Genomic DNA, 21427 nt, shown 5'->3' on the forward strand with positions numbered 1-21427 from the left:
TCCGGTGACCGCACGACCGCACACGCCCCTCCCCCCACGGGCACAGACGCTTGGAGCGCCATGAGAGAAGCCCGCACCCGTTGGTCACGGCAACGTGACGCGGCCCCGCCCGGGAGCGCCGCCTCGCCGCTCGCCTCCGTCACCCCGACCGACGCGGACGTGTGCCTGCGGGCCTGTGCCGCGCACAGCACCAAGCTGGTGGCGGGGCTCGACCGGCGGCGTACGGCACTCGCCGAGGCGCTGCGCCACCTGCTGGCCGTGCACGCCGCGACACAGCCCGCGGCCGCCGCGGGCGCCGCGTCCTCGATCCCGCTGATGCGGCGGGGCGGCAAGGCGGGTGCGGGCTCCGCCCCGGCCCTCGCCGACGAGCTGCTCGACCCGCTGCTCGCGGTCGGCAACAAGGCGCTGGACTGCGGTTACGAGGACGAGCTGAAGCTCGCGGTGCTCATCGGCGACACCGTGCTGACCCAGCGCAAGGGCTCCCGGGCCGGCTGGCGGCTGAGGGCCAGGACGCTGGAGGCGATGGGCGCGGAGACCGCGGCCATCGAGGCGTACGAGCGCTACCTCTCGTTCACCGAGGACGACGGCTTCGGCGTCGCGGCCAAGGTCGTCGGGCTGCGGGCGGGCGCGCGGCTCCAGGACGAGCTGCTGCGGAGGCTGGAGCGCGACTGCCCCGCCGCCGCCGAGCACGCCGCCCGCCCCGTCACCGAGTCCTGGGCCGAGGGCCTGGCCCTCCAGGCACGCGGCGACTGGCGCCGGGCCGAGCCCCTGCTGGTCGGCGCCCTGCTCGCCCAGGAACGCACCGGGGCCCCGGTGACCGAGATCCAGGAGGCCACCTCCCAGTACCTCGCACTGGCCATGGAGGCGGCCGGAACGGACCCCGCTGCCGTGGCCGGGCTCACCGGGATCGTCGCCCTCTACGCCGAACAGCGCCGCAGCCGGATGCGCGGCCCGCTCGCGGACCCCACCTTCGGCGGTGTCGAGTGGACCACGGTCGGCGAGTTCCGCAACCGGATCGCGGGCAAGTCCATCTGCCTGATCGCCAACTCCCAGCGCGTCGGCAGCAGTTCGATGGGCGCCGAGATCGACGGCTACGACCTGGTCGTACGGTTCAACTCGTACCGGATCGACCCGGCGGCGACCGGCCGGCGCACCGACATCCACGCCACCATCCACAAGCACGGGTTCAACTGGGACCAGAAGGTGCACACCCGGCTGGTCTTCGGCGGGGTCTCCGGCGACTGGAAGCACTCCCTGCGCAACCGCCTCGTCCCGGGCGCCCAGCAGTACCTGGGCGACGAGTCGCTGCGCTGGCCGCTGCGCGACATCGGGCGGGTCGGCGCCGACGTCTGGCCGGCCATCCCCACCACCGGCTTCAACATGCTGTGGCTCCTGGACCACCTGGACGTCAGCAGCCGGCTCGACCTGATCGGCTTCGACTTCTACGAGAGCGGCGCCTACCGGCTGCCCGGCGCGATGCGGATGCCCATCACCTCCGTGCACGAGTACACCAGCGAAAAGGCGTGGGTCATGGAACGCGCCCAGAGCGTCACCGACATGAGGATCCGACTGCGATGACGACGACCGCCGCGCCTTTTTCCGCTCTTCCCGCTTCGCCCGCGCCAGCCAACCCGCTCACCGGCAAGCGCCGGGTCGCCTTCGCGAGCTTCGTCGACGAGAACTACCTGCCCGGCTTCCTCGCCCTGCTGCGCAGCCTGGCCCTGTCCAACCCGAACGTCTGCGAGGACTTCCTCGTCCTGCACGACGGACTGCGCCCCGCCTCCGTCGCACAGATCCGGGCCCTGCACCCGCGCGTCGACTTCCGCCGCGTCGACGCCGGGCACTACGACTCGTACGCCAAGGGCGACCAGGACAACTACCTGGTCCGCAAGGCCTACTTCATCCTCGACATCTTCCGGGTCCGCGACTATGACACCGTGATCACCCTGGACACCGACATGGTCGTCCTCGGCGATCTCGGTGAACTGCTCGAACTGCGCGACGGGCTGGCCGCCGTACCGCAGTTCTTCTACGGGCAGCACAAGCTCAACAGCGGACTGCTGGTGATCCAGCGCGAGTATCTGAGCGACGCGTTCTGCGCGCGGATCGACGAGGTCGGGCGGGCCGGTACGTACGAGCTCGACAAGCACGACCAGGGCATCCTCAACGCCGTGCTCGACGGCGAATTCGTCCAGCTCGACGCCCGCTACAACTTCGTCAAGCGGCGGCTCTCCGGCGACCTCCCGGTGCCCGACTCCACCGCGATCCTGCACTTCACCGGGCGGCACAAGCCCTGGCAGGGCGGCGAGGCCGGATACCGCGAGGCCGAGGACCGCTGGCACGAATTCGAGCTGTCCGACGCCGAGTTCCACGCCGCGTACCTGGCCCTGCCCGGTGCCAAGCACCACGATCTGCTGGTCCACTACGGCACCCCGCACGTGGCGCGCACCGGCTCCCCGGAGGACGCCCGCAAGGTCGCCGCCGCCCACATCGCGGCGGGCGAGTACCAGGAGGCGGCCGATCTGCTGGGCCGGGTCCGGATCCCCGTCGACGAGTCCTGGCCGCACGAGGTCCTCGGCCACGCCCTGATGAGCGTCTCCCGCTACGAGGAGGCCCGCGCCCGGCTGCTGCTCGCCACCGCCTCGCCCAACCGGGCCGCCACCGCCTTTGCCCGCCTCGCCCAGATCGCCTGGATCCACGGCGACGACGACGGGGCGGCCGGGTACGCGCTGAAGGGCCTCGCGGTCGACCCCACCCACCGCGCCAACCGGCTGATGCACAAGCGCACCACCGACCTCACCCCGCCCGTGGAGGGCCCCGCCGCCGGCCAGCTCGCCCATGTCGCCTTCTACATGGAGCGCCAGGGCAACGCCGGGGACAAGCTGCTGCCGGAGAGCGTACGGCTGGCCTTCGGCCGGGACACCGGCCCGCGGCGCTGGCACTCGATCCACGCCCACCGGCTCTTCGACGAGGCCGCGCTGGAGCGGGTCAACGAGCGCCGGGGCCTGGTCATCGGCGGCGGCGGCCTCTTCATCCCGGACACCGCGCCCAACGGCAACAGCGGCTGGCAGTGGAACGTCCCGGACGAACTGCTCGACCGGATCGACGTACCCGTCATGGTCTATGCAGTCGGCTTCAACGCCTTCGACGGGCAGGCGTACGGGCACGGGCGGGAGAGGTTCCTCTCCAGCCTGCGAAAGCTCGTCGAACGGGCCTCGTTCTTCGGGCTGCGCAACCACGGCTCCATCGAGAAGGTCCGCGAACTGCTGCCCGCCCCGCTCCACGACAAGGTGCGCTTCCAGCCCTGCCCGACCACGGTCACCAGGCAGCTGGTGGACGGCTGGACGGACCCGGAGCGGCGCGAGGACACCGTGCTCGTCAACGCCGCGTACGACCGTTCCGGGCTCCGCTTCGGGCACGACTACGGGCACTTCCTGGCCGAGATGGCGACCGCGGTGCGGGAACTCGGCAAGCGGGCCGAGGTGCGGTGCGTCGCCCACTCGCTGGACGACGAGCGGATCGCCTTCGACCTGCGGCGCGAACACGGCATCGCGCTGCCGGTGATCCCGATGTACGACTTCGACAACGACGCGATCCGGGACACCTACGCCCGGACCAGGCTGGTCATCGGGATGCGCGGGCACGCGGGGATGATCCCGTTCGGCTGCGGTACGCCGATCATCAGCCTGATCTCGCACCCGAAGATGGCGTACTTCCTCGCCGACATCGGCCGCCCGGAGTGGGGCATCTCGGTCCACGACCGGCACCTCGGGGCCCGGCTCGCCGAGCGGGCCGCCGGACTGCTCGACGACCACGCGGCGAGCGTCGCCGATGTGCACGGCCGGCAGCGGGAACTCTGGAAGGTCACCGAGGCCAACGCGGCGGACCTGCGGGTGATCCAGGGCGGCGTGCCGGTCTGAGGGCGCCATGGGTACGGGGCGGGGCGCCGAATCAGGCGTCCCGCCCCGTACCCGGTGCGGGGGAGGGGCTCGGCGCCTTGCCCCGCCCCGTACCCGGCGCGCCTACCGCCGTACGACCCGGCGCCGCACCGACCGCGCCACCCGGCGCACCACCGCGTTGCGCGGCAGGAACGCGAGCTGGGCCGGCACCGCCCCCGGCAGCGCCAGCGAGGTGAGCCGCTTCCGCTTGAAGTACCGCCAGGTGGAGGCGGACAGGTGGGCGGCCAGATACCGCTCGGCGGCCGGCCGCAGCCCCGGGTAGATCCTCGGCTGCATCGCGAAGCCGACCGCGGTGACCAGCCCGGTCAGGTCGGCCGAATCCCCTGCCCCCGCGTCCGCCACCTCCGCGCCCCGCGCCGTCCCCGCCCGCTCGACGGCCGCCCGGTCCGTGACCTCCGGCAGCAGCGCGTCCACCAGAGTGACCGGGACGCGGTTGCTGTTCTCGTACGGGGCGAGCCGGTCCAGCAGCATCCCGGTGCCGACCCGGGCCACCGGCAGCCCGTAGAACCGCGAAGCGGTGAACAGCGCCGTCGAGAAGCAGCCGACGACCAGGGCCGGCCGCATCCGCTGGTAGAGCACCTCGGCGAGGACCGGCGCGGTGAGCACTCCGTCGTCCAGCACCGTCAGTTCCGCGCCCAGCTTCTCCGCCTCCTCGCCCATCGCCCTCGACCACTGCGCCGGGGCCGTGGGATGCGGCTTGAAGACGATGCGGGTGTGGCCGAGCGCGACCGCGCCGCGCATCATCCGCAGGTGCAGCTCCTCCTCCTCGGCCGCGCTGATCAGCCCGAGCGCCGACAGGTACTGGCCGAGCAGCAGCGCGGGCGCCTCCACGGCCGGAATCCCGTCCAGGGCCCCGGGCGCGTCCGCCAGCTCACCGAGCACCTTGAGGAACACCTCGTCCGGCACGATCTGCGGCGCCACCCCGAACTCCGTGAGCAGCAGCGGCTTCAGCCCCGGCACCAGATCGAGGTGGAGCAGCCGGCGCACCCGCGTACCGACCAGCGGGTCGATCTTGTTGCGGGTGGGGCCGTAGCTCATCAGCCCGTCCGCGTACACATCGAGCGGCGCGCCGGTGAAGATCTGCGCGACGGCCATCGCGGGGTTGACCTGGATCGACTCGACGGCGAGCTCGATGTCGTCGTCGCCGAGCTCCCAGGCGAGGCGCAGATGGCGCTCCCACAGGGGTACGTCGTCGGGGCGCGGCGCCCAGCCGCCCGGGTGGAAGGGGGCGATCGTCGTGTTCCACGACACCACGTCGTCGAACCGGCCGCGCAGCGCGTCGAAGCCGGGCATCGTGTCGAGGGAGGCCGTCGTCTCCGGCACGGCCGCGTTGTTCGAGACGAGCAGGATGCGGCGGTCCGCGTCCGGGAAGCAGCCCGCGTCGAGCGCGGCGGCGAGCGTCGCGGCGCCGTAGAGCGTGGAGGCGAGGAAGATCTGCGTGGTGCGGGTCCGGGCGGTGCTCACGCGGCCGACACCTCCTTGGCGCCCGCGGCGGCCGGGCGGCGGCGCAGCCGGCGCAACACGGTGGCGCGCTGCGCGTCCATCGAGTCCAGGGCGTCGTCGAGCACCTGCTGCGGCATTCGTCCGAGCGCGGCCGCACTCATGGACTTCAGGGTGCGGGCCACGGCTGGTTCGAACCTTTCGATCGAGCTCATGTGGTGAAAAATGATCGCGCAATAGGTACGGACCGCTTTCGGCAGCAGTACCTGCGCGTCGCGGTCTTCCGCGGTTTCCCGAATGACCTGGTCGAACGAGCGAATGAAATCGAGCTGGCGTACGTCGCCGATCTGAGTGAGCGAAGAAGCGACACCGCGCCGGTAGAAAATTCCGAGTATCCCCAGAACCGCGAAGGAATCGGCCTCACGGTGCAGCCGCCAGATCCACGGCCGGTCCTCCGCGGTGCGCAGGCCGTCCGTGAAATGCAGCAGCCCGCGGTCCAGCAGCCGCCGGTGGTACAGCCCGGCCCAGGCGTACGGATAGTCCACCGAGGTGGATCGCTCGGCGGGCAGGATCGCGTCCCGCGGGTCCAGCACCTCGCCGCGCCTGCCGTGCGGGACGCGGTGCACGCTGCGGTTGCGGCCCTCGACCTGGACATGGTCGGTACGGACGAAGTCGCAGCCCAACACCTCGGTACGGGCCAGGAGTTCGGCGTAGTACCCGGGGGCGAGCCAGTCGTCGCCGTCCAGGAACGCGAGGTACTCGCCGCGCGCGGCGTCCAGGCCGGTGTTGCGGGCGGTGGCCAGTCCGCCGTTCTGCTTGTGTCTGCGTACGACCACCCCCGGAATCTCGTCCTCGGCGCGGCGCAGTATGTCCGCGGTCCCGTCGGTCGAACAGTCGTCGACGAGGATGAATTCGAAGTCCTCGCGGGCGTTCGCCCGCAGGCTTCTCAAGGTGTCGGGGGCGTATGTCTGCACGTTGTAGAACGGCACGATGACCGAGAGCTTAACCACCCGTCTCACGCTAGGCGTGAGCCCGTCATTTGCCTTGGCGCCGGGAGGGACGGCGGGTGAACGGCGAATGTCGGAATGATGAACCGGGTCGATTCATGGGCGATTGCGTCCCCTTTGTGAAGGCGATTCGCCAAGCGTCGGCGGGCTGTTAACCATCTGTTGCCGTCACGTTGGGCCGCGAATCGAAATCCCTTCCTAAGTTCTGGGACGTGCCCCCACGTACCGAAAAGACGACCGCCCTCCGGGTAGCCGTACTCGCCGACTCCGACACCCGGTGGAAATGGGGCGCGCTCACCGCGCGCCGCCTCACCGCCGGCGCGTCCGGGGCGTCGGCGCAGCGCGTCGAGATCAGCGGACTGCTGCTGCGCGGCCGGGCCACCCCGACCCCGCGCCAGCTCGCCGAGGTCGGCGACGTCGGTATCGAGGCCGGCCGGGTCCGCGAGGTGACGGCCGTCGAGTTCCTGCACACCGTGCGGGACGAGGGGTACGACGTCGTCGTCCTCGCCCTCGTCGGCGGAGCCGTCCAGGCGATGCTGCACGGACTCGCCGCACTGCGGCTGCCCGCCAGGCCCGTCGTCGTCACCGGCTATGTCGGCGTCGTCTACGAGAAGCTCGCCGACGGGCTGCTGCTGCGGCACGGCGCGGACATCGTCCTCGCCAACTCCCACCACGACGCGGAGCGTTTCCGCGCGGTGTACGAGGGAGTGGGCGCCGACGCCTCGGCGGTCACCGAGGCCGCGCTGCCGTTCCTCGGCGGCGAGCCGCACCGCCCGCAGGAGGGCCGCGACACCGTCGTCTTCGCCGCCCAGCCCTCCGTGCCGGCCTCCCGCGACGACCGCATGTACCTGCTGCGCAGGCTCGTCGAGCACGCCAGACTGCACCCGGCCCGCGAGGTGCTGCTGAAGCTGCGCTCCAAGCCCGGCGAGCACACCACGCACATCGAGGAGCTTCCGTACCAGCGGCTCGCCGAGAAGCTGCCCGGCGGACTGCCGCCCAACTTCCGTCTGGTGTACGGGCACATGGGCGAGGTCCTGGACCGCACCGACCTGCTGGTCACGGTCTCCTCGACCGCCGCGCTGGAGTCCCTGCACCGGCGTGTCCCGACCGCGGTCCTCACCGACCTCGGCGTCCGCGAGGCGCTGGGCAACCACCACTTCATCGGCTCCGGCCTGCTCACCTCCTGGGACCACCTGGACGGCGGCTTCCGCCCGGAGCCCGACCCGCGGTGGCTGGCGGGCCAGGGCGTCGCCGCCGACGGCACGTACGCCACCGCCTACGACCACGCCCGCGCCCGCGTCGACGCGCTGCTCGCTGCGGCCCGGCTGCCCGACCTCGCCCCGTACTACACACCCGCCACCGCCCCCGGCTACCTCCCCGGCATCCTCGCCCGCCACCACCTCGCCCCCGACGGCCACCCGCTGCCGGGCGCCGAACGGCCCCGCGAGACCGGTGGAGTGCGCGGCGCGGTCCGCGAGGCGGTCCGGGAGGCGGCGCGCGGCGCGTACCGGCAGGGCGTCCAGCGGGTCGCCCCGGTGATCCGACGGATGGGCGAGCTGTGAACACCACTTCAGGAGCAGAGATGACCCCGACCCCCACCGTGCTCGCCGTGATCCCCGCCCGCGGCGGATCCAAGGGCGTACCGGCCAAGAACCTCGCCCAGGTCGGCGGCGTACCGCTGATCGCCCGCGCCGTACGCGCCTGCCTGGCCTCCCGCGAGGTCACCGACGTCGTCGTGACGACCGACGACGCGGCCATCGCGGATGCGGCCCGCGCCGCCGGTGACACGCTCGGCGCCGCCGAGCGGCTGCACATCGTCCAGCGCCCCGCGGCCATCGCCGGCGACAGGTCGAGCAGCGAGGACGCGGTGCTGCACGCCCTGGACGCCTACGAGGCGATGCGCGAGCGGGCCGCCGACGTGGTGCTGCTGGTCCAGTGCACCAGCCCCTTCGTGCTGCGGGAGGACATCGACGGCGTCGCCGCCGCGGTCGCCCGTGACGGTGCCGACACGGCGGTCACCGTCGCCCCCTTCCACGGCTTCCTCTGGCGCGACGGCAGCGCGATCGAGGAGGACAACTACGGCGTCAACCACGACAAGTCCGTACGCCAGATGCGCCAGGACCGCCCCGAGGACCTTCTCGAAACGGGCACCGCGTACGCCATGGACGTTGCGGGCTTCCGTACCCACCGCCACCGCTTCTTCGGCCACACCGCCCTGGTGCGCACCGACGCCGCACGGGTCCTGGAGGTCGACGACCCGCACGACCTGGCCCGCGCCCGCGCCCTCGCGCCGCTGCTCGACCCCGCGCCGCTGCCCACCCTCGACGACATCGACGCGGTCGTCCTCGACTTCGACGGCACGCAGACCGACGACCGGGTCCTCATCGACGCCGACGGACGCGAGATCGTCGCCGTCCACCGCGGCGACGGCCTGGGCATCGCCGCCCTGCGCAAGGCCGGACTGCCGCTGCTGATCCTCTCCAGCGAGCAGAACCCGGTCGTCGCCGCCCGCGCCCACAAGCTGCGCATCCCGGTCCTGCACGGCATCGACCGCAAGGACCGGGCGCTCAAGCAGTGGTGCGACGAACAGTCCATCGCTCCCGAACGTGTCCTCTACGTCGGCAACGACGTCAACGACCTGCCGTGCTTCGCACTCGCCGGCTGGCCCGTCGCCGTCGCCAGTGCCCACGACTCGGTACGGGCGGCCGCACGCGCCGTCACGACCACCCCCGGCGGCTTCGGCGCCATCCGCGAGATCGCGGCCTGGCTGCTCGGCCCCACCCTCACGACTCCCACTGCCCAGTCCCCCAAGTAACCCCCGGGTCCCCCAAACCCGTTCTAGCTAAGGAAACACACCTCATGAGCACCTCCCGTCTGCGCACCCTCGGCACCCGCACCGCCGGCCCCGGCAACCCCGTCTACGTCACCGGCGAGATCGGCATCAACCACAACGGCGACCTCGACAACGCCCTCGCCCTGATCGACGTGGCCGCCGAAGCCGGCTGCGACGCCGTCAAGTTCCAGAAGCGCACCCCGGAGATCTGCACCCCGCGCGACCAGTGGGACATCGAGCGCGACACCCCCTGGGGCCGGATGACGTACATCGACTACCGCCACCGCGTCGAGTTCGGCGAGGCCGAGTACCAGGCCATCTCCGAGCACTGCGCCAAGCGCGGCATCGACTGGTTCGCCTCCCCGTGGGACACCGAGGCCGTCGCCTTCCTGGAGAAGTTCGACGTCCCCGCCCACAAGGTCGCCTCGGCCTCCCTCACCGACGACGAACTGCTGCGCGCCCTGCGCGCCACCGGCCGCACGGTCATCCTCTCCACCGGCATGTCGACCCCGCGCCAGATCCGCCACGCGGTCGAGGTCCTCGGCTCGGACAACATCCTGCTCTGCCACGCCACTTCGACGTACCCGGCCAAGGCCGAGGAGCTGAACCTCCGGGTCATCAACACCCTCCAGCAGGAGTACCCCAACGTCCCGATCGGCTACAGCGGCCACGAGACCGGCCTCCAGACCACGCTGGCCGCCGTCGCGCTCGGCGCCGCGTTCGTCGAGCGCCACATCACCCTGGACCGCGCCATGTGGGGCTCCGACCAGGCCGCCTCCGTCGAGCCGCAGGGCCTGACCCGCCTGGTCCGCGACATCCGCACCATCGAGGCCTCGCTCGGCGACGGCGTCAAGAAGGTGTACGAGTCCGAGCTCGGCCCGATGAAGAAGCTCCGCCGGGTCGCGGGCGTCGTCGCGCAGAGCGCCGAGGCGGCCCCGGCCGCCGAGCCGGTCGCGGTCTGACGGGCCGACCGGTGAACCTCGCCTTCGTCGAGAGCCCGGTCCAGCTCCTGAACGTCCTGGAGTGGGCCTACGCAGAGGGAGGCGGCGACCGGGTCCTCACGGACATCACGGTCGTCGTCCTCCCCCCGGTCGACCCGATGTCGCGCGGTCAGCTGCGCCGGATGGCGGAGCTGGCCCGCGACGAGGGCATCAACGTCCGCTGGCAGGAGGCGCGCGGCGGCGCGGGCGCGCCCCTCAAGAGCCTGCGCGACCTGTCCGGACTCGTCCGCAGGGCGCAGCACATCGTCATCGGCGACCCGTTCTCCCGGTACGTACAACTCCTGCTCACCATGGTGCGGGCCCGCCGCCTCACCGTGGTCGACGACGGCACGGCCACCATGGAGTTCGTCGCCCAACTGGCGCGCGGCGAACGCCTGGTGCGCTGGCACCGCAAGGGCAGCTCGGGCCCCCGCGAACTGGTCCTGGCCCCGGTCACGGCCCGCGCCCGCAGCCGCTTCACCCCGTCCGCCACCCGTACGGTCGAGGTCTTCACGGCCATGCCGGTCGAGGCTCCGCCCGGCGTGCGAGTCACCCCCAACACCTTCGCCTGGACCCGCGCCCGCTTCGGCCCGCCGCTGCTCACCAAGGGCGCCGACCTGGTCGGCACCTCGCTGGTCGAGACGGGCGTGGTCGACCGGGACCAGTACTTGGAGGCCGTCGCGGCCCTGTCCCGCACCCACGGCGCGACCCGCTACTTCGCCCACCGCCGCGAGTCCACCGAGAAGCTCCACGCCCTGGAGGCCGCCACCGGCCTGGAGATCGTCCGCCCCGACCTCCCCCTGGAACTCATCGCCCGCCGCGGCCCCATCGGCCGCACGGTCCTCAGCTTCCCCTCCACGGTCGTCCACACCCTCCCCCTGGCCCTGGCCGGCACCGAGGTGAAGGTCGCGGTCTGCGACATCGCCCCGGAATGGCTCCGCGACACGGCATCCCCACGCGCCCAGGGCTTCCTGAGCGGCGTCACGGAAACCGCCCGCGACGTCCAGCGCCTGGCCCCCTGGCGGGCGACGGCGGTGACGGAGGCGTAGGAACCGAGGGAGACGGGGTGGGGTGCCGCGGCAACGTGACACTTGCACCACGAACTGTCACGTCCGCGCACAACCGTGGCTGCGTCAGGTGCCACGCGCTGGGGCGGTACGAGGGGATCCGGGCGAGGCAACGGGAAGGTGTCCGGCCGAAGGGCTCCTATGACGCGGGCTGACGACGACCGCTGGTCGCCGATGGGCGCCTTGCTCTGCCAGAAGGCGCTAACACCCTCCCCCTGACTCATCGTCGGCGCCCCCTGGCCCTATGCGGGTGGTTACGGATCTCCACGTTCGCGTCCGTCGCGGCTGAGTGGTCGCCTCGCGCCCTGGCTTCCTGCCTCTGCTCGGCCAGGGCCGCGCACACATCGCACCCTTCTGCCGGTTTCGGGGGCTCCGGGGAGAGCTGAAGGTGTACGGGCTTGTCCATCGTCGTCCTGTGAGCCGTCATGGTCGTGATGCTGCTCGCCCCTTGCGGACGTATCTCGACATGAATCAGGGACAGTTGGACCGTCGAGCGCTACGGTTCAAAAAGGCCCAAACGTCGCTGGGGGAAGTCTTGAACGTCGCTCTACGATCGGCTATGGCAGACGCCGAGCTCTCGCCACGGAAACTCGCCGCCCGTATCGGCGTGGCACCCAAGACCGTGGAACGGTGGCTGGCTGATGCCGAGTTGGTACCTCATGCAAGGAATCGTGTCGACGCGTGCCGGGCGCTGAAGGTGGACGAAGAGATGATCTGGCCGAAGGCCGTACAGGAACGCGTGAAGACCGGTCATGACCGCGAGTTGGTACACGCATACCCGTACCGGTCGGCCTGCCCGTCGACGGTGTGGGGCGAGCTGATCGAAGGCGCCACGACGGACATCTTCCTGGCCGGTTACACGAACTACTTCGTGTGGCTGGAGCAACCCGCGTTCGTCGACACACTGCGCAGGAAGATCGCGGATGGATGCCGAGTGCGCTTCCTGCTCGGTGACCCTGACGGGGAGGTGACCCATCAGCGCGAGGCCATCGAGGACGTCGCTCTGAGCGTCGCGACGCGCATCCGGATCAGCCTGGAGCATCTGGGGCGCCTCGGCCCGATGGAGGGCCTGGAAGCGCGTTTCAGCAGCGTCGAGGACGCCGTCAACCACGTGTCCCTGTCCGTGTTCAGGTTCGACCACGACGCACTCGTCACACCTCACCTGGCCCGGCTCGTCGGCCACGACTCGCCTCTCCTGCATCTGCGTCGCCAGGGCGACAGCGGGATGTTCGACAGATTCGCGGAGCACGCCGAGGAACTGTGGAGCCGGGGCGTGCCCCAGATGCTGCGAGGGCGCGACCAGGGAGCACAACCACTCTCGTGATCCCGTCGGTGAGCTCGGCGGAGTCGTCGGGCGACCTCATGGCGACACACGCGCCGAGCAACGATCTCGTCAGAGCATCCCGAAGGCGTCGGCCAAGCCGTCCGGCAGGTCGTCGAAGTCCTTCCTGATGTGGATCTGCCCCTGGAGCGAACCGCGTTCGGTCCGCTTCACCCGGGTGCGGAGCGGCACGATCTTCGCCACTGGCTCTCCAGACCTGGAGATCACCATCTTCTCGCCTGTGGCCGCCTGCTCCAGGATGCGTGACTCGTGGACGTTGTACTGACGAACTGCTTCCATGGCTCCCTCGCGGGGACGGATCAGAAGGTGGACCGACCAGTGCACCATGTCTACCCCGCAGGGCCGGGGCACGCCGCGACGGCGCCGTCACGGCGTGCTCGCGATTTCCGCGCCTCGCGGCCTGGCCTCCTGCCTCTGTCCGCCGGAGCTGCGCAGGCATCGCGGCCCTCTGCCGGTCGAGGAGGTGCCGGGGGTGCCGTGGCAACGTGACACCGGCACCCTGGGGTATCACGTCCGCGCACGACCTGTACGTTCGGCGAGGGGCGGTGGGGCATGCGCGTCGAAGAGGAATGCCCGCAGAGATTTCGCTGCTGCGTCTGCGGCGGCGACACGGCCGGTGCGTCGGACTGCATCGCCTTGGAAATGGCGGTGGAGCACCTGCCGACCCGCCAGTGGTTCGGAGCGCATGCGGGGTGTCTCAATGGGGTGTTGGCCGAGGGCTTCGGCGTTGAGCTCCACTTGATGCAGGTCGGACGTCCCCTCGACATCATGGATCACCCTGACTCGTAAGTGGCATACAACCAGGGTTCGTTGGGGGCAGCCCTGATGGCGGGAAGGGTCCGCCGGGCACGAGCATCGACGCATGACGACGATGCGGATGGCGACGGAGCGACAGGGTGGAGCGGCCGGTACGGATGGTGTGGCCGGGGTGACGCTGGGAACGGGCCTCCTGGCAGGGCCGGTCCTGATGGCGGGGTACGGGGTGGTGCGGCTGGCCGGGCGGGGCGTCGGGGATTACGGGCCCGGGGTGTGGTGGACGGTGGCGCATCTGCTGTTCCTGGCCGGGGTGCTCGCCTTCGTGCCGGTTTTCCTGGGGCTGCGGGGACTGGCCGGGGAGCGCGGGGCTGGGCGGGTCGCCTGCGGGGTGGCTGCCTGGACCGGGCTGCTCGGTGCGGCGGCGGTGGTGGTGCAGGCGGTGATCGATCTGGGGCCGGATTCGTCGCGGCGGACAAGGAGGCCATGAGTGAGATGTTCGAGTGGGTGCAGGGCGCGCCCGGTGTGATGCCGTTGGTCTACACGGTGGTGCCGATGCTGTTCTGGCTCGGGCTGCTGGCCCTTGTCACCCTGCTCGCCTTTCTCCGCCGTGATGTGGTCCGGGCGTGGGCGCCGGTGCTGGTGCTGGCGGGGACGGTGGTGATGGCCGTGAGCCTTGATCTGCTGCCGGTCGGACCCCTGTGCCTCGGGGCGGCCCTGCTGCCGGTGCGCCGGGGGCTGTCCGGCTGATGGAGGCCGGTGGCCCGTCGCGGCCGCCGATCATGGCGCAAAAGGGGGCGAGTGTACCCACCCGGCCGTCACCTCACACGCCACGGCGCAGTCATTTATTCGTCTATGTGGCTGAACTTTTCTTGTTTCATGGTCAGTTGAAGGGGGAAGGGCCTTACCCTTCACCAGGTGAACCAGTTGATGTCCCGCGATTCCGATGCCCAGTCGTCCGGTGACGAGGCACTGCCCGGCACCCTGCCCGAGGACCTGCGTGCCGAGCTGATCGCCTTCCGGCGCGACCTGCACATGCATCCCGAGCTGGGCAACCAGGAGTTCCGCACCACCGCGGCCATCAAGGCCCGGCTGGAGAAGGCGGGGCTGGAACCCCGGGTGCTCGACACGGGCACGGGGCTCATCTGTGACGTGGGGAACAGGGAGGGCGAGCGGCGACCGATGCTCGCCCTGCGCGCCGACATCGACGCCCTGCCCATCCCGGACACCAAGGCCGGCGTCCCGTACCGCTCCACCGTCCCCGACCGGGCGCACGCGTGCGGGCACGACATCCACACCACCTCGGTCCTCGGCGCCGGGCTGGTGCTCGCCGAGCTCGACCGGCGGGGGCTGCTCCCGAACCCCGTACGGCTGATCTTCCAGCCGGCCGAGGAGGTACTGCCCGGCGGGGCACCCGACACGATCCTGTCCGGGGCGCTGGAGGGCGTCGGGCGGATCATCGGGGTGCACTGCGACCCGAAGGTCGACGTGGGGCGGATCGGGCTGCGGGTCGGGGCGATCACCTCGGCCTGCGACCGGCTGGAGGTGTCGCTCGACGGTCCGGGCGGCCACACCGCCCGCCCGCACCTGACCACCGACCTGGTCACCGCCGCCGCCAAGGTCGCCACCGAGGTGCCCGCGCTGCTGGCCCGCCGGGTCGACGCACGGGCCGGGCTCGCCGTCACCTGGGGGCGGCTGGAGTCCGGTCACGCCTGCAACGTGATCCCGCAGCACGCCGAACTGTCGGGCACCGTCCGCTGCCTGGAGCTGGCCGCCTGGCGGGAGGCCCCCGACCTGGTGCACGCCGCCATCGACGAGGTGGCCGGGATGCACGGCGCCAAGACGTTGATCAACTACGTCCGGGGCGTCCCGCCCGTCGTGAACGACGCCGCCGTGATCGATCTGCTCGCCACGGCGATGACCGCGCGCCGCGGATCGTATGCGATCGAGGACACCGAACAGAGCCTGGGCGGCGAGGACTTCTCCTGGTACCTGGAACGCGTCCCCGGCGCCATGGCCCGGCTCGGGGTCCGCACGCCCGGCGACACTGCCCGGCTCGACCTGCATCGGGGTGATTTCGACGCCGATGAGGAGGCGATCACGGTCGCCGTGGAGCTGTTCACTGCCTCCGCGTTGCTCGACCGCAACCATCCGTAACCGGAGACGTCGCCGCTGGTTCGCGACGATCCGATAACGGCTTCCGTACAGGGCTTTATCTGACATCTACGCGCGTTACGATCGCCGCGAAACCAGCGCCGGAAGAGGCGCTTCGGTCAGGTTTGAAGGAGCCTTCCCTTGCGCCGGGTATCCAAGATCACCGCTGCGTGTACCGTCACTGCGGCCCTCGCGTTCACCGCCACCGCATGTGGTGAGTCGTCCACCGAGAGCTCCAGCTCCGACAAGGGCAAGATGAAGATCGGCATGGCCTACGACGTGGGCGGCCGTGGTGACAACTCGTTCAACGACTCCGCCGCGCGTGGTCTGGACAAGGCCAAGTCCGAGTTCGGTGCCGAGACCAAGGAGCTCACCGCCAAGACCGGTGAGACCCCCGCCGACCGTGAGCAGCGCCTGGAGTCGCTCGCCGAGGGCGGCTACAACCCGGTCGTCGCGGTCGGCTTCGCGTACAAGGACGCGGTCGACAAGGTCGCCGCCAAGTACCCGAAGGTGAACTTCGGCCTGGTCGACTCGGTCGCCACCGCGAAGAACGTCGACAGCATCGTCTTCACCGAGGAGCAGGGCTCCTACCTCGCCGGTGTTGCCGCCGCGCTGAAGTCGAAGGACGGCCAGGTCGGCTTCATCGGCGGTGTGGACCTGCCGCTGATCAAGAAGTTCGCCGCGGGCTTCCAGCAGGGCGTCCTGGAGACGAACCCGAAGGCCAAGGTGCAGATCCAGTACCTGTCCACCGGTTCGGACCTGTCCGGCTTCGGCAGCCCCGACAAGGGCATGGCCGCCGCCAAGGGCATGCTTGACAAGGGTGCCGACGTCATCTTCGCCGCCGCCGGTGGTTCGGGTGCCGGTTCGATCGAGGCCGTCGCGGGCAAGAAGGGCGCCTGGTCCATCGGCGTCGACTCCGACCAGGCCCTCGACCCGTCGCTGTCGAAGTACAAGGACACGATCATGACCTCGGTCGTGAAGAACGTCGACGGCGGTGTCTACGACCTGGTCAAGTCCGTCAAGGACGGCAAGCCGCTGACCGGCACGCAGACGTACACCCTGGCCAAGGACGGCGTCAGCCTGACCACCACGGGTGACCACATCAAGGACATCCAGGCCAAGCTCGACGAGGCGAAGAAGAAGATCGCCGACGGCACCATCAAGGTCAAGACCACGACCTGATCCACCGTCGATCGGGGCCCGGGTGAGCCGCTTCGGCTTCACTCGGGCCCCGATTTCACGTACCGGCCCGGCCGACTTGCCGTAGCCGTACGCACACGGTCCGCCACCTGTCATCAGGTGGCCAACGATTCGGTGGCGCTACGCGCGTAGCGTCCGCCTGGCGCGATACCTTTCACGCTCCCACCGCCTCCGCCCTCCGCTCCTGCCAAGGAGAGTGCGCCATCAACGCGTCCAGCAGTCCCCATGCCGTGGAGCTCCGCGGCATCACCAAGCGGTTCCCCGGGGTCGTGGCCAACCACGACATCGACATCACCGTGCGCCGCGGCACCGTCCACGCCCTCGTCGGCGAGAACGGGGCCGGCAAGTCCACTCTGATGAAGATCCTTTACGGCATGCAGAAGCCGGACGAGGGCACCATCGCGGTGGACGGCGAGCAGGTCTCGTTCCACAACCCCGGTGATGCCATCGCGCGCGGCATCGGCATGGTGCACCAGCACTTCATGCTCGCCGACTACCTCACCGTCCTGGAGAACGTCGTTCTCGGCTCGGAGAAGCTGTACGGGATCGGCGACCGGGCCCGCGCGAAGATCAAGGAGATCTCCGACTCGTACGGTCTCGGGGTCCGCCCGGACGCCATGGTCGAGGACCTCGGGGTCGCCGACCGGCAGCGCGTGGAGATCCTCAAGGTCCTCTACCGCGGCGCCCGCACCCTGATCCTCGACGAGCCCACCGCCGTCCTCGTACCGCAGGAGGTCGACGCGCTCTTCGACAACCTGCGCGAGCTCAAGGCCGAGGGCCTGACCGTCATCTTCATCTCGCACAAGCTGGGCGAGGTCCTCTCGGTCGCCGACGAGATCACCGTCATCCGGCGCGGTACGACGGTGGGCACCGCCGACCCGAAGAGCACCACGACCAAGCAGCTCGCCGAACTGATGGTCGGCAGCGAACTCCCCTCGCCCGAGACCCGCGAGTCGACCGTCACCGACGTGCCGATGCTGACCGTGGACGGGCTGCGGCTGAGCGCCACCGACCCGGACGGCGTGGTGCGTTCGGTCCTCGACGGAATCGGCTTCACCATCCACAAGGGCGAGGTCCTCGGGATCGCGGGCGTCGAGGGCAACGGCCAGTCCGAACTGGTCGACGCCATCATGGGCATGCGCCACCTCGACGCCGGAGTGCTCACCCTGGACGGCGCCGACATCTCCCGCACGCCGACCCGCAAGCGCCGCGAGGACGGCATGGGCGTCATCCCCGAGGACCGCCACCGGCACGGACTGCTGCTGGAGGCCCCCCTCTGGGAGAACCGCATCCTCGGCCACGTCACCGAACGCCCCAACAGCAAGGGCGCGTTCCTCGACCTCAAGGGCGCCCGCGCCGACACCGAGCGGATCGTGCGCGAGTACGACGTGCGCACCCCCGGCATCGACGTCACCGCCGCCTCGCTCTCCGGCGGCAACCAGCAGAAGCTGATCGTCGGCCGCGAGATGAGCCACGCCCCCAAGCTCCTGATCGCCGCGCACCCGACCCGGGGCGTGGACGTCGGCGCGCAGGCGCAGATCTGGGACCAGATCCGCGAGGCGCGCCGCGAAGGTCTCGCGGTGCTGCTGATCTCCGCCGACCTGGACGAGCTGATCGGCCTCTCCGACACCCTGCGCGTCATGTACCGCGGCCGGCTGGTGGCGGACGCCGACCCGGCGACCATCACCCCGGAGGAGCTCGGCTCGGCGATGACGGGCGCGGCCACCGGCCACCTGGAAGCCCCGGACGAGTCACCGGCACCCGAGGACACGGCCGCCGACGGCGCGGACAGTACCGACACCTCCGACGGCGCCGACAGCACCGACACCGACCCCCGGGACGGGGGAGAGGACCGATGAAGAAGATCGACAAGGAGCGGCTGCTCCTGGGGATCGCGGCCCCCGTACTCGCGATCGTGGTCGCCTTCCTGGTGACCGCACTCGTGCTGGCCGCCACCGGCAAGGAGCCGTTCAGCGCCTTCGGCATCATGTTCGACTACGGGATGAAGTCGGACAGCCAGGTCTACATCCTCAACAAGGCGACGACGTACTACCTCGCGGGTCTCGCGGTGGCCGTCGGCTTCCGGATGAACCTCTTCAACATCGGCGTCGACGGCCAGTACCGCCTCGCCGCCTTCTTCGCCGCCGCGGTCGGCGGCGCGCTGACCCTGCCCGGTGCCCTGCAGATCCCGCTGATCATCCTCACCGCGATGATCGTCGGCGCGATGTGGGCCGGCATCGCCGGTGTCCTCAAGGTCACCCGGGGCGTCAGCGAGGTCGTCTCGACGATCATGCTGAACGCCATCGCGACCGCGATCATCGGCTACCTGCTCCAGCAGGGCCGCCTCGGCCACCTCGACGAGGCCGGCACGAAGATCTCCACCAAGCCGATCCCGGAGTCCTCGCACTTCTTCGAGTTCCCGACCACCCCGTCGCCCGTCTGGGGCTTCATCGTGGTCGCGGTCGTCGCGGGCTTCGCCTACTGGTTCACGCTCTCGCGCACCCGCTTCGGCTTCGACCTGCGCACCGTCGGTCAGTCCGGCTCCGCGGCCGAGGCCAGCGGTGTCGACGTCAAGAAGATGGTCATCACCTCGATGCTGATCTCCGGCGCCGTCGCCGGTCTGATCGGCATGCCGACCCTCCTCAACGACAGCTACGAGTACAGCGGCGACTTCCCGGTCGGCATCGGCTTCACCGGTATCGCCATCGCCCTCCTCGGCCGCAACCACCCCATCGGCATCGCGCTCGGCGCGCTGCTCTGGGGCTTCCTGGAGCGCGGCACCGGCAAGCTCGAATTCGAGGGCTACGACAAGGAGATCGTCGGCGTGATCCAGGGCGTCATCGTCCTGTGCGTCGTCATCGCCTACGAAGTCGTCCGCCGCTACGGACTCAAGCGCCAGCAGAGCAAGGTCGGCGCGGAACTCGCCGCACAGGCCGCCGCCCGTAACAACGACCAGCAGGAGGTGTCGGCGTGAGCGCCACGGCGACTTCCACCCCGCCCCCCGCGGCCCCCAAGGTCTCCGGCGGCAAGGGCGGCCGCACCCGCCTCTCCTTCCCCGTCGTCCTGCTGATCATCGCGGGCGTGCTGCTCGCGCTGTCCGCCGTGCGCGCCATCACCGGCGCCGAGGACGTCACCTCCGCCGGCCAGATCAGCGCGGCGCTCGCCATGGCCGTACCGATCGGCCTCGCCGGTCTCGGCGGCCTCTGGGCCGAGCGGGCCGGCGTGGTCAACATCGGCCTCGAAGGCATGATGATCCTGGGCACCTTCTTCGGCGCCTGGGCCGGCTGGCAGACCAACCCGTGGCTCGGCGTACTGGCCGGGGTCGTCGGCGGCATGCTCGGCGGACTGCTGCACGCGGTCGCGACCGTCACCTTCGGCGTCGACCACATCATCTCCGGTATCGCCATCAACATCCTGGCGCTCGGCTTCACCACCTACTTCGCCAAGCTCTGGTTCAACTCGGGCGAGGCGGCGGCCAAGGGCGGCAGCCCGAAGCAGTCCCCACCGGCCGACGAGATCACCTCGGTGACGATCCCGGGGCTGTCCGACTGGCTGCACTCCATCGAGAAGCACCACTGGTTCTTCGTCTCCGACCTGGCCGGCGTCATCGGCGGCCTGGTCACCAACGTCTCGCTGCTGACGATCCTGGCCATCGTCCTGTTCGTGCTCACGTTCTTCGTGCTCTGGAAGACCTCGTTCGGGCTGCGGCTGCGCTCCTGCGGCGAGAACCCGGTCGCCGCCGAGTCGCTCGGCGTGAACGTCTACACGTACAAGTACATCGCGGTGATCATCTCCGGCGGCATGGCAGGCCTCGGCGGTGCCTTCCTCTCGCTGGTCACCTCGCACATCTACAACGAGGGCCAGACCGGCGGCCGCGGCTACATCGGTCTCGCCGCGATGATCTTCGGCAACTGGCGGCCGGGCGGGCTCGCCATGGGCGCCGGGCTGTTCGGCTTCGCCGACGCGCTCCAGCTGCGCAACGGCGGCGAGTCCGTCCACGCGCTGCTCCTGCTGCTCGTCGTCGTGCTGGCCGCGCTCGCCGCCTGGAAGCTCTACCGCAAGAGCTTCGTGCAGGGCGTGGTCAGCGCGGTCATCGCCGCCGCGGTGCTGGTCTGGTACCTCGGTACGGACACCGTGCCCACCGAGTTCGTGAGCGCCACCCCGTACATCGTCACGCTGCTCGTCCTCTCGCTCTCCGCCCAGCGGCTGCGGATGCCGAAGGCGGACGGCATGCGCTACCGCAAGGGCCAGGGCAAGTGACGGCCGCCGCGGAGGTCGACTGGGCGGCGCTGCGGAGCGCCGCACGGTCCGTGATGACCCGCGCGTACGTCCCGTACTCGCACTACCCGGTCGGCGCCGCGGCGCGTGTGGACGACGGCCGTACGGTCTCCGGCTGCAACGTCGAGAACGCCTCGTACGGCATCGGGCTGTGCGCCGAGTGCGGGCTGGTCTCCCAGCTGCACGCCACCGGCGGCGGCCGGCTGACCCACTTCACCTGTGTGGACGGGGCGGGCGAGATCCTGGTGCCGTGCGGCAGGTGCAGGCAGCTGCTGTACGAGTTCGGCGGCCCCGAGCTCGTCCTGGAGACGCCGGACGGGCTGCGCACGCTCGACGAGATGCTGCCGCAGGCGTTCGGCCCGGACCATCTGAAGTAGAACTCCGGTGGCCCTCCCGCACGTCGGGAGGGCCACC

At 70.7% G+C, this 21427-nt stretch carries 19 protein-coding genes; 16 read left to right on the top strand and 3 right to left on the bottom strand.

The features are described 5' to 3' along the window. The first annotated feature begins 60 nt into the window (after positions 1–60). Both ACFYY7_RS32315 and ACFYY7_RS32320 read left to right on the top strand, forming a co-directional pair. Entirely contained in the window at positions 61–1578 is a 1518-nt protein-coding gene (locus ACFYY7_RS32315; RefSeq protein ID WP_388667394.1) for a hypothetical protein, read from the top strand. Then, positions 1575–3920, top strand: coding sequence for a glycosyltransferase (locus ACFYY7_RS32320; RefSeq protein ID WP_388667395.1), 2346 nt, complete (start codon positions 1575–1577; stop codon positions 3918–3920). Before ACFYY7_RS32315 ends, ACFYY7_RS32320 begins: the two co-directional genes overlap by 4 nt. Before the next feature lie 102 nt (positions 3921–4022). Here ACFYY7_RS32320 and ACFYY7_RS32325 read toward each other — a convergent pair whose 3' ends face one another. Continuing rightward, positions 4023–5423: a polysialyltransferase family glycosyltransferase gene (locus tag ACFYY7_RS32325; RefSeq protein WP_388667396.1), complete on the bottom strand. Its 1401-nt coding sequence runs from the start codon at positions 5421–5423 to the stop codon at positions 4023–4025. After that, entirely contained in the window at positions 5420–6409 is a 990-nt protein-coding gene (locus tag ACFYY7_RS32330; RefSeq protein WP_388667397.1) for a glycosyltransferase family 2 protein, read from the bottom strand. Before ACFYY7_RS32330 ends, ACFYY7_RS32325 begins: the two co-directional genes overlap by 4 nt. A 209-nt stretch (positions 6410–6618) precedes the next feature. Here ACFYY7_RS32330 and ACFYY7_RS32335 point away from each other — a divergent pair, with 209 nt between their 5' ends. The 5 genes from ACFYY7_RS32335 (at position 6619) to ACFYY7_RS32355 (ending at position 12610) form a co-directional block, all read left to right on the top strand. Continuing rightward, a complete protein-coding gene (locus ACFYY7_RS32335; protein ID WP_388667398.1) occupies positions 6619–7968 on the top strand; it encodes a DUF6716 putative glycosyltransferase in 1350 nt (449 codons plus the stop codon). A 20-nt stretch (positions 7969–7988) separates the two neighbouring features. Further along, on the top strand, positions 7989–9221 hold the full coding sequence (locus tag ACFYY7_RS32340; protein WP_388667399.1) for a cytidylyltransferase domain-containing protein: 1233 nt from the start codon (positions 7989–7991) through the stop codon (positions 9219–9221). Positions 9222–9265: 44 nt separating this feature from the next. Then, positions 9266–10201, top strand: a complete 936-nt coding sequence (locus tag ACFYY7_RS32345; RefSeq protein WP_356082214.1) for an N-acetylneuraminate synthase family protein — start codon at positions 9266–9268, stop codon at positions 10199–10201. Between the two features lie 11 nt (positions 10202–10212). Then, the gene (locus ACFYY7_RS32350) at positions 10213–11268 is read left to right on the top strand and encodes a hypothetical protein (protein WP_388667400.1); all 1056 of its coding nucleotides are present in this window, start codon (positions 10213–10215) and stop codon (positions 11266–11268) included. Positions 11269–11845: 577 nt separating this feature from the next. After that, positions 11846–12610: an XRE family transcriptional regulator gene (locus ACFYY7_RS32355; RefSeq protein ID WP_388667401.1), complete on the top strand. Its 765-nt coding sequence runs from the start codon at positions 11846–11848 to the stop codon at positions 12608–12610. A 69-nt stretch (positions 12611–12679) separates the two neighbouring features. On the opposite strand, the gene ACFYY7_RS32360 is transcribed toward ACFYY7_RS32355, so the two are convergent. Further along, positions 12680–12907 (bottom strand): type II toxin-antitoxin system Phd/YefM family antitoxin, encoded by a 228-nt coding sequence (locus ACFYY7_RS32360; RefSeq protein ID WP_388667402.1) that lies wholly within the window; start codon positions 12905–12907, stop codon positions 12680–12682. A 273-nt stretch (positions 12908–13180) separates the two neighbouring features. Between ACFYY7_RS32360 and ACFYY7_RS32365 the strand changes: the two genes are divergently transcribed. From ACFYY7_RS32365 to ACFYY7_RS32405, 9 genes are all read left to right on the top strand, one after another. Further along, positions 13181–13417: a hypothetical protein gene (locus ACFYY7_RS32365; RefSeq protein WP_388667403.1), complete on the top strand. Its 237-nt coding sequence runs from the start codon at positions 13181–13183 to the stop codon at positions 13415–13417. A 73-nt stretch (positions 13418–13490) separates the two neighbouring features. Beyond that, a complete protein-coding gene (locus ACFYY7_RS32370) occupies positions 13491–13871 on the top strand; it encodes a hypothetical protein (protein WP_388667404.1) in 381 nt (126 codons plus the stop codon). Next, positions 13868–14131, top strand: coding sequence for a hypothetical protein (locus ACFYY7_RS32375; RefSeq protein ID WP_388667405.1), 264 nt, complete (start codon positions 13868–13870; stop codon positions 14129–14131). Before ACFYY7_RS32370 ends, ACFYY7_RS32375 begins: the two co-directional genes overlap by 4 nt. 180 nt (positions 14132–14311) lie before the next feature. Further along, entirely contained in the window at positions 14312–15538 is a 1227-nt protein-coding gene (locus ACFYY7_RS32380) for an amidohydrolase (protein WP_388667467.1), read from the top strand. A gap of 138 nt (positions 15539–15676) precedes the next feature. Then, complete coding sequence (locus tag ACFYY7_RS32385; RefSeq protein WP_388667406.1) at positions 15677–16717, top strand: BMP family protein; 1041 nt, start codon at positions 15677–15679, stop codon at positions 16715–16717. A gap of 248 nt (positions 16718–16965) precedes the next feature. Further along, positions 16966–18594, top strand: a complete 1629-nt coding sequence (locus tag ACFYY7_RS32390; protein WP_388667407.1) for an ABC transporter ATP-binding protein — start codon at positions 16966–16968, stop codon at positions 18592–18594. Then, on the top strand, positions 18591–19709 hold the full coding sequence (locus ACFYY7_RS32395; RefSeq protein ID WP_388667408.1) for an ABC transporter permease: 1119 nt from the start codon (positions 18591–18593) through the stop codon (positions 19707–19709). The genes ACFYY7_RS32390 and ACFYY7_RS32395 overlap by 4 nt, the downstream gene beginning before the upstream one ends. Further along, positions 19706–20995: an ABC transporter permease gene (locus ACFYY7_RS32400; RefSeq protein ID WP_388667409.1), complete on the top strand. Its 1290-nt coding sequence runs from the start codon at positions 19706–19708 to the stop codon at positions 20993–20995. The genes ACFYY7_RS32395 and ACFYY7_RS32400 overlap by 4 nt, the downstream gene beginning before the upstream one ends. Then, positions 20992–21390 carry a cytidine deaminase gene (locus ACFYY7_RS32405; RefSeq protein ID WP_266415187.1) on the top strand — a complete coding sequence of 133 codons (399 nt, stop codon included), beginning with the start codon at positions 20992–20994 and terminating at the stop codon, positions 21388–21390. The genes ACFYY7_RS32400 and ACFYY7_RS32405 overlap by 4 nt, the downstream gene beginning before the upstream one ends. Positions 21391–21427 lie beyond the last annotated feature (37 nt).

Source organism: Streptomyces sp. NPDC001933, from assembly GCF_042890955.1.
In the GTDB taxonomy this organism is placed as follows: Bacteria; Actinomycetota; Actinomycetes; order Streptomycetales; family Streptomycetaceae; genus Streptomyces.

What these genes read in the sequence shown, in the direction of transcription:
- ACFYY7_RS32365 (WP_388667403.1), top strand. Translation starts at nt 13,181, where the DNA reads ATGCGCGTCGAAGAGGAATGCCCGCAGAGATTTCGCTGCTGCGTCTGC.
- ACFYY7_RS32315 (WP_388667394.1), top strand. Translation starts at nt 61, where the DNA reads ATGAGAGAAGCCCGCACCCGTTGGTCACGGCAACGTGACGCGGCCCCG.
- ACFYY7_RS32340 (WP_388667399.1), top strand. Translation starts at nt 7,989, where the DNA reads ATGACCCCGACCCCCACCGTGCTCGCCGTGATCCCCGCCCGCGGCGGA.
- ACFYY7_RS32360 (WP_388667402.1), bottom strand. Translation starts at nt 12,907, where the DNA reads ATGGAAGCAGTTCGTCAGTACAACGTCCACGAGTCACGCATCCTGGAG.
- ACFYY7_RS32375 (WP_388667405.1), top strand. Translation starts at nt 13,868, where the DNA reads ATGAGTGAGATGTTCGAGTGGGTGCAGGGCGCGCCCGGTGTGATGCCG.
- ACFYY7_RS32395 (WP_388667408.1), top strand. Translation starts at nt 18,591, where the DNA reads ATGAAGAAGATCGACAAGGAGCGGCTGCTCCTGGGGATCGCGGCCCCC.
- ACFYY7_RS32345 (WP_356082214.1), top strand. Translation starts at nt 9,266, where the DNA reads ATGAGCACCTCCCGTCTGCGCACCCTCGGCACCCGCACCGCCGGCCCC.
- ACFYY7_RS32320 (WP_388667395.1), top strand. Translation starts at nt 1,575, where the DNA reads ATGACGACGACCGCCGCGCCTTTTTCCGCTCTTCCCGCTTCGCCCGCG.
- ACFYY7_RS32380 (WP_388667467.1), top strand. Translation starts at nt 14,312, where the DNA reads ATGTCCCGCGATTCCGATGCCCAGTCGTCCGGTGACGAGGCACTGCCC.
- ACFYY7_RS32370 (WP_388667404.1), top strand. Translation starts at nt 13,491, where the DNA reads ATGACGACGATGCGGATGGCGACGGAGCGACAGGGTGGAGCGGCCGGT.
- ACFYY7_RS32355 (WP_388667401.1), top strand. Translation starts at nt 11,846, where the DNA reads ATGGCAGACGCCGAGCTCTCGCCACGGAAACTCGCCGCCCGTATCGGC.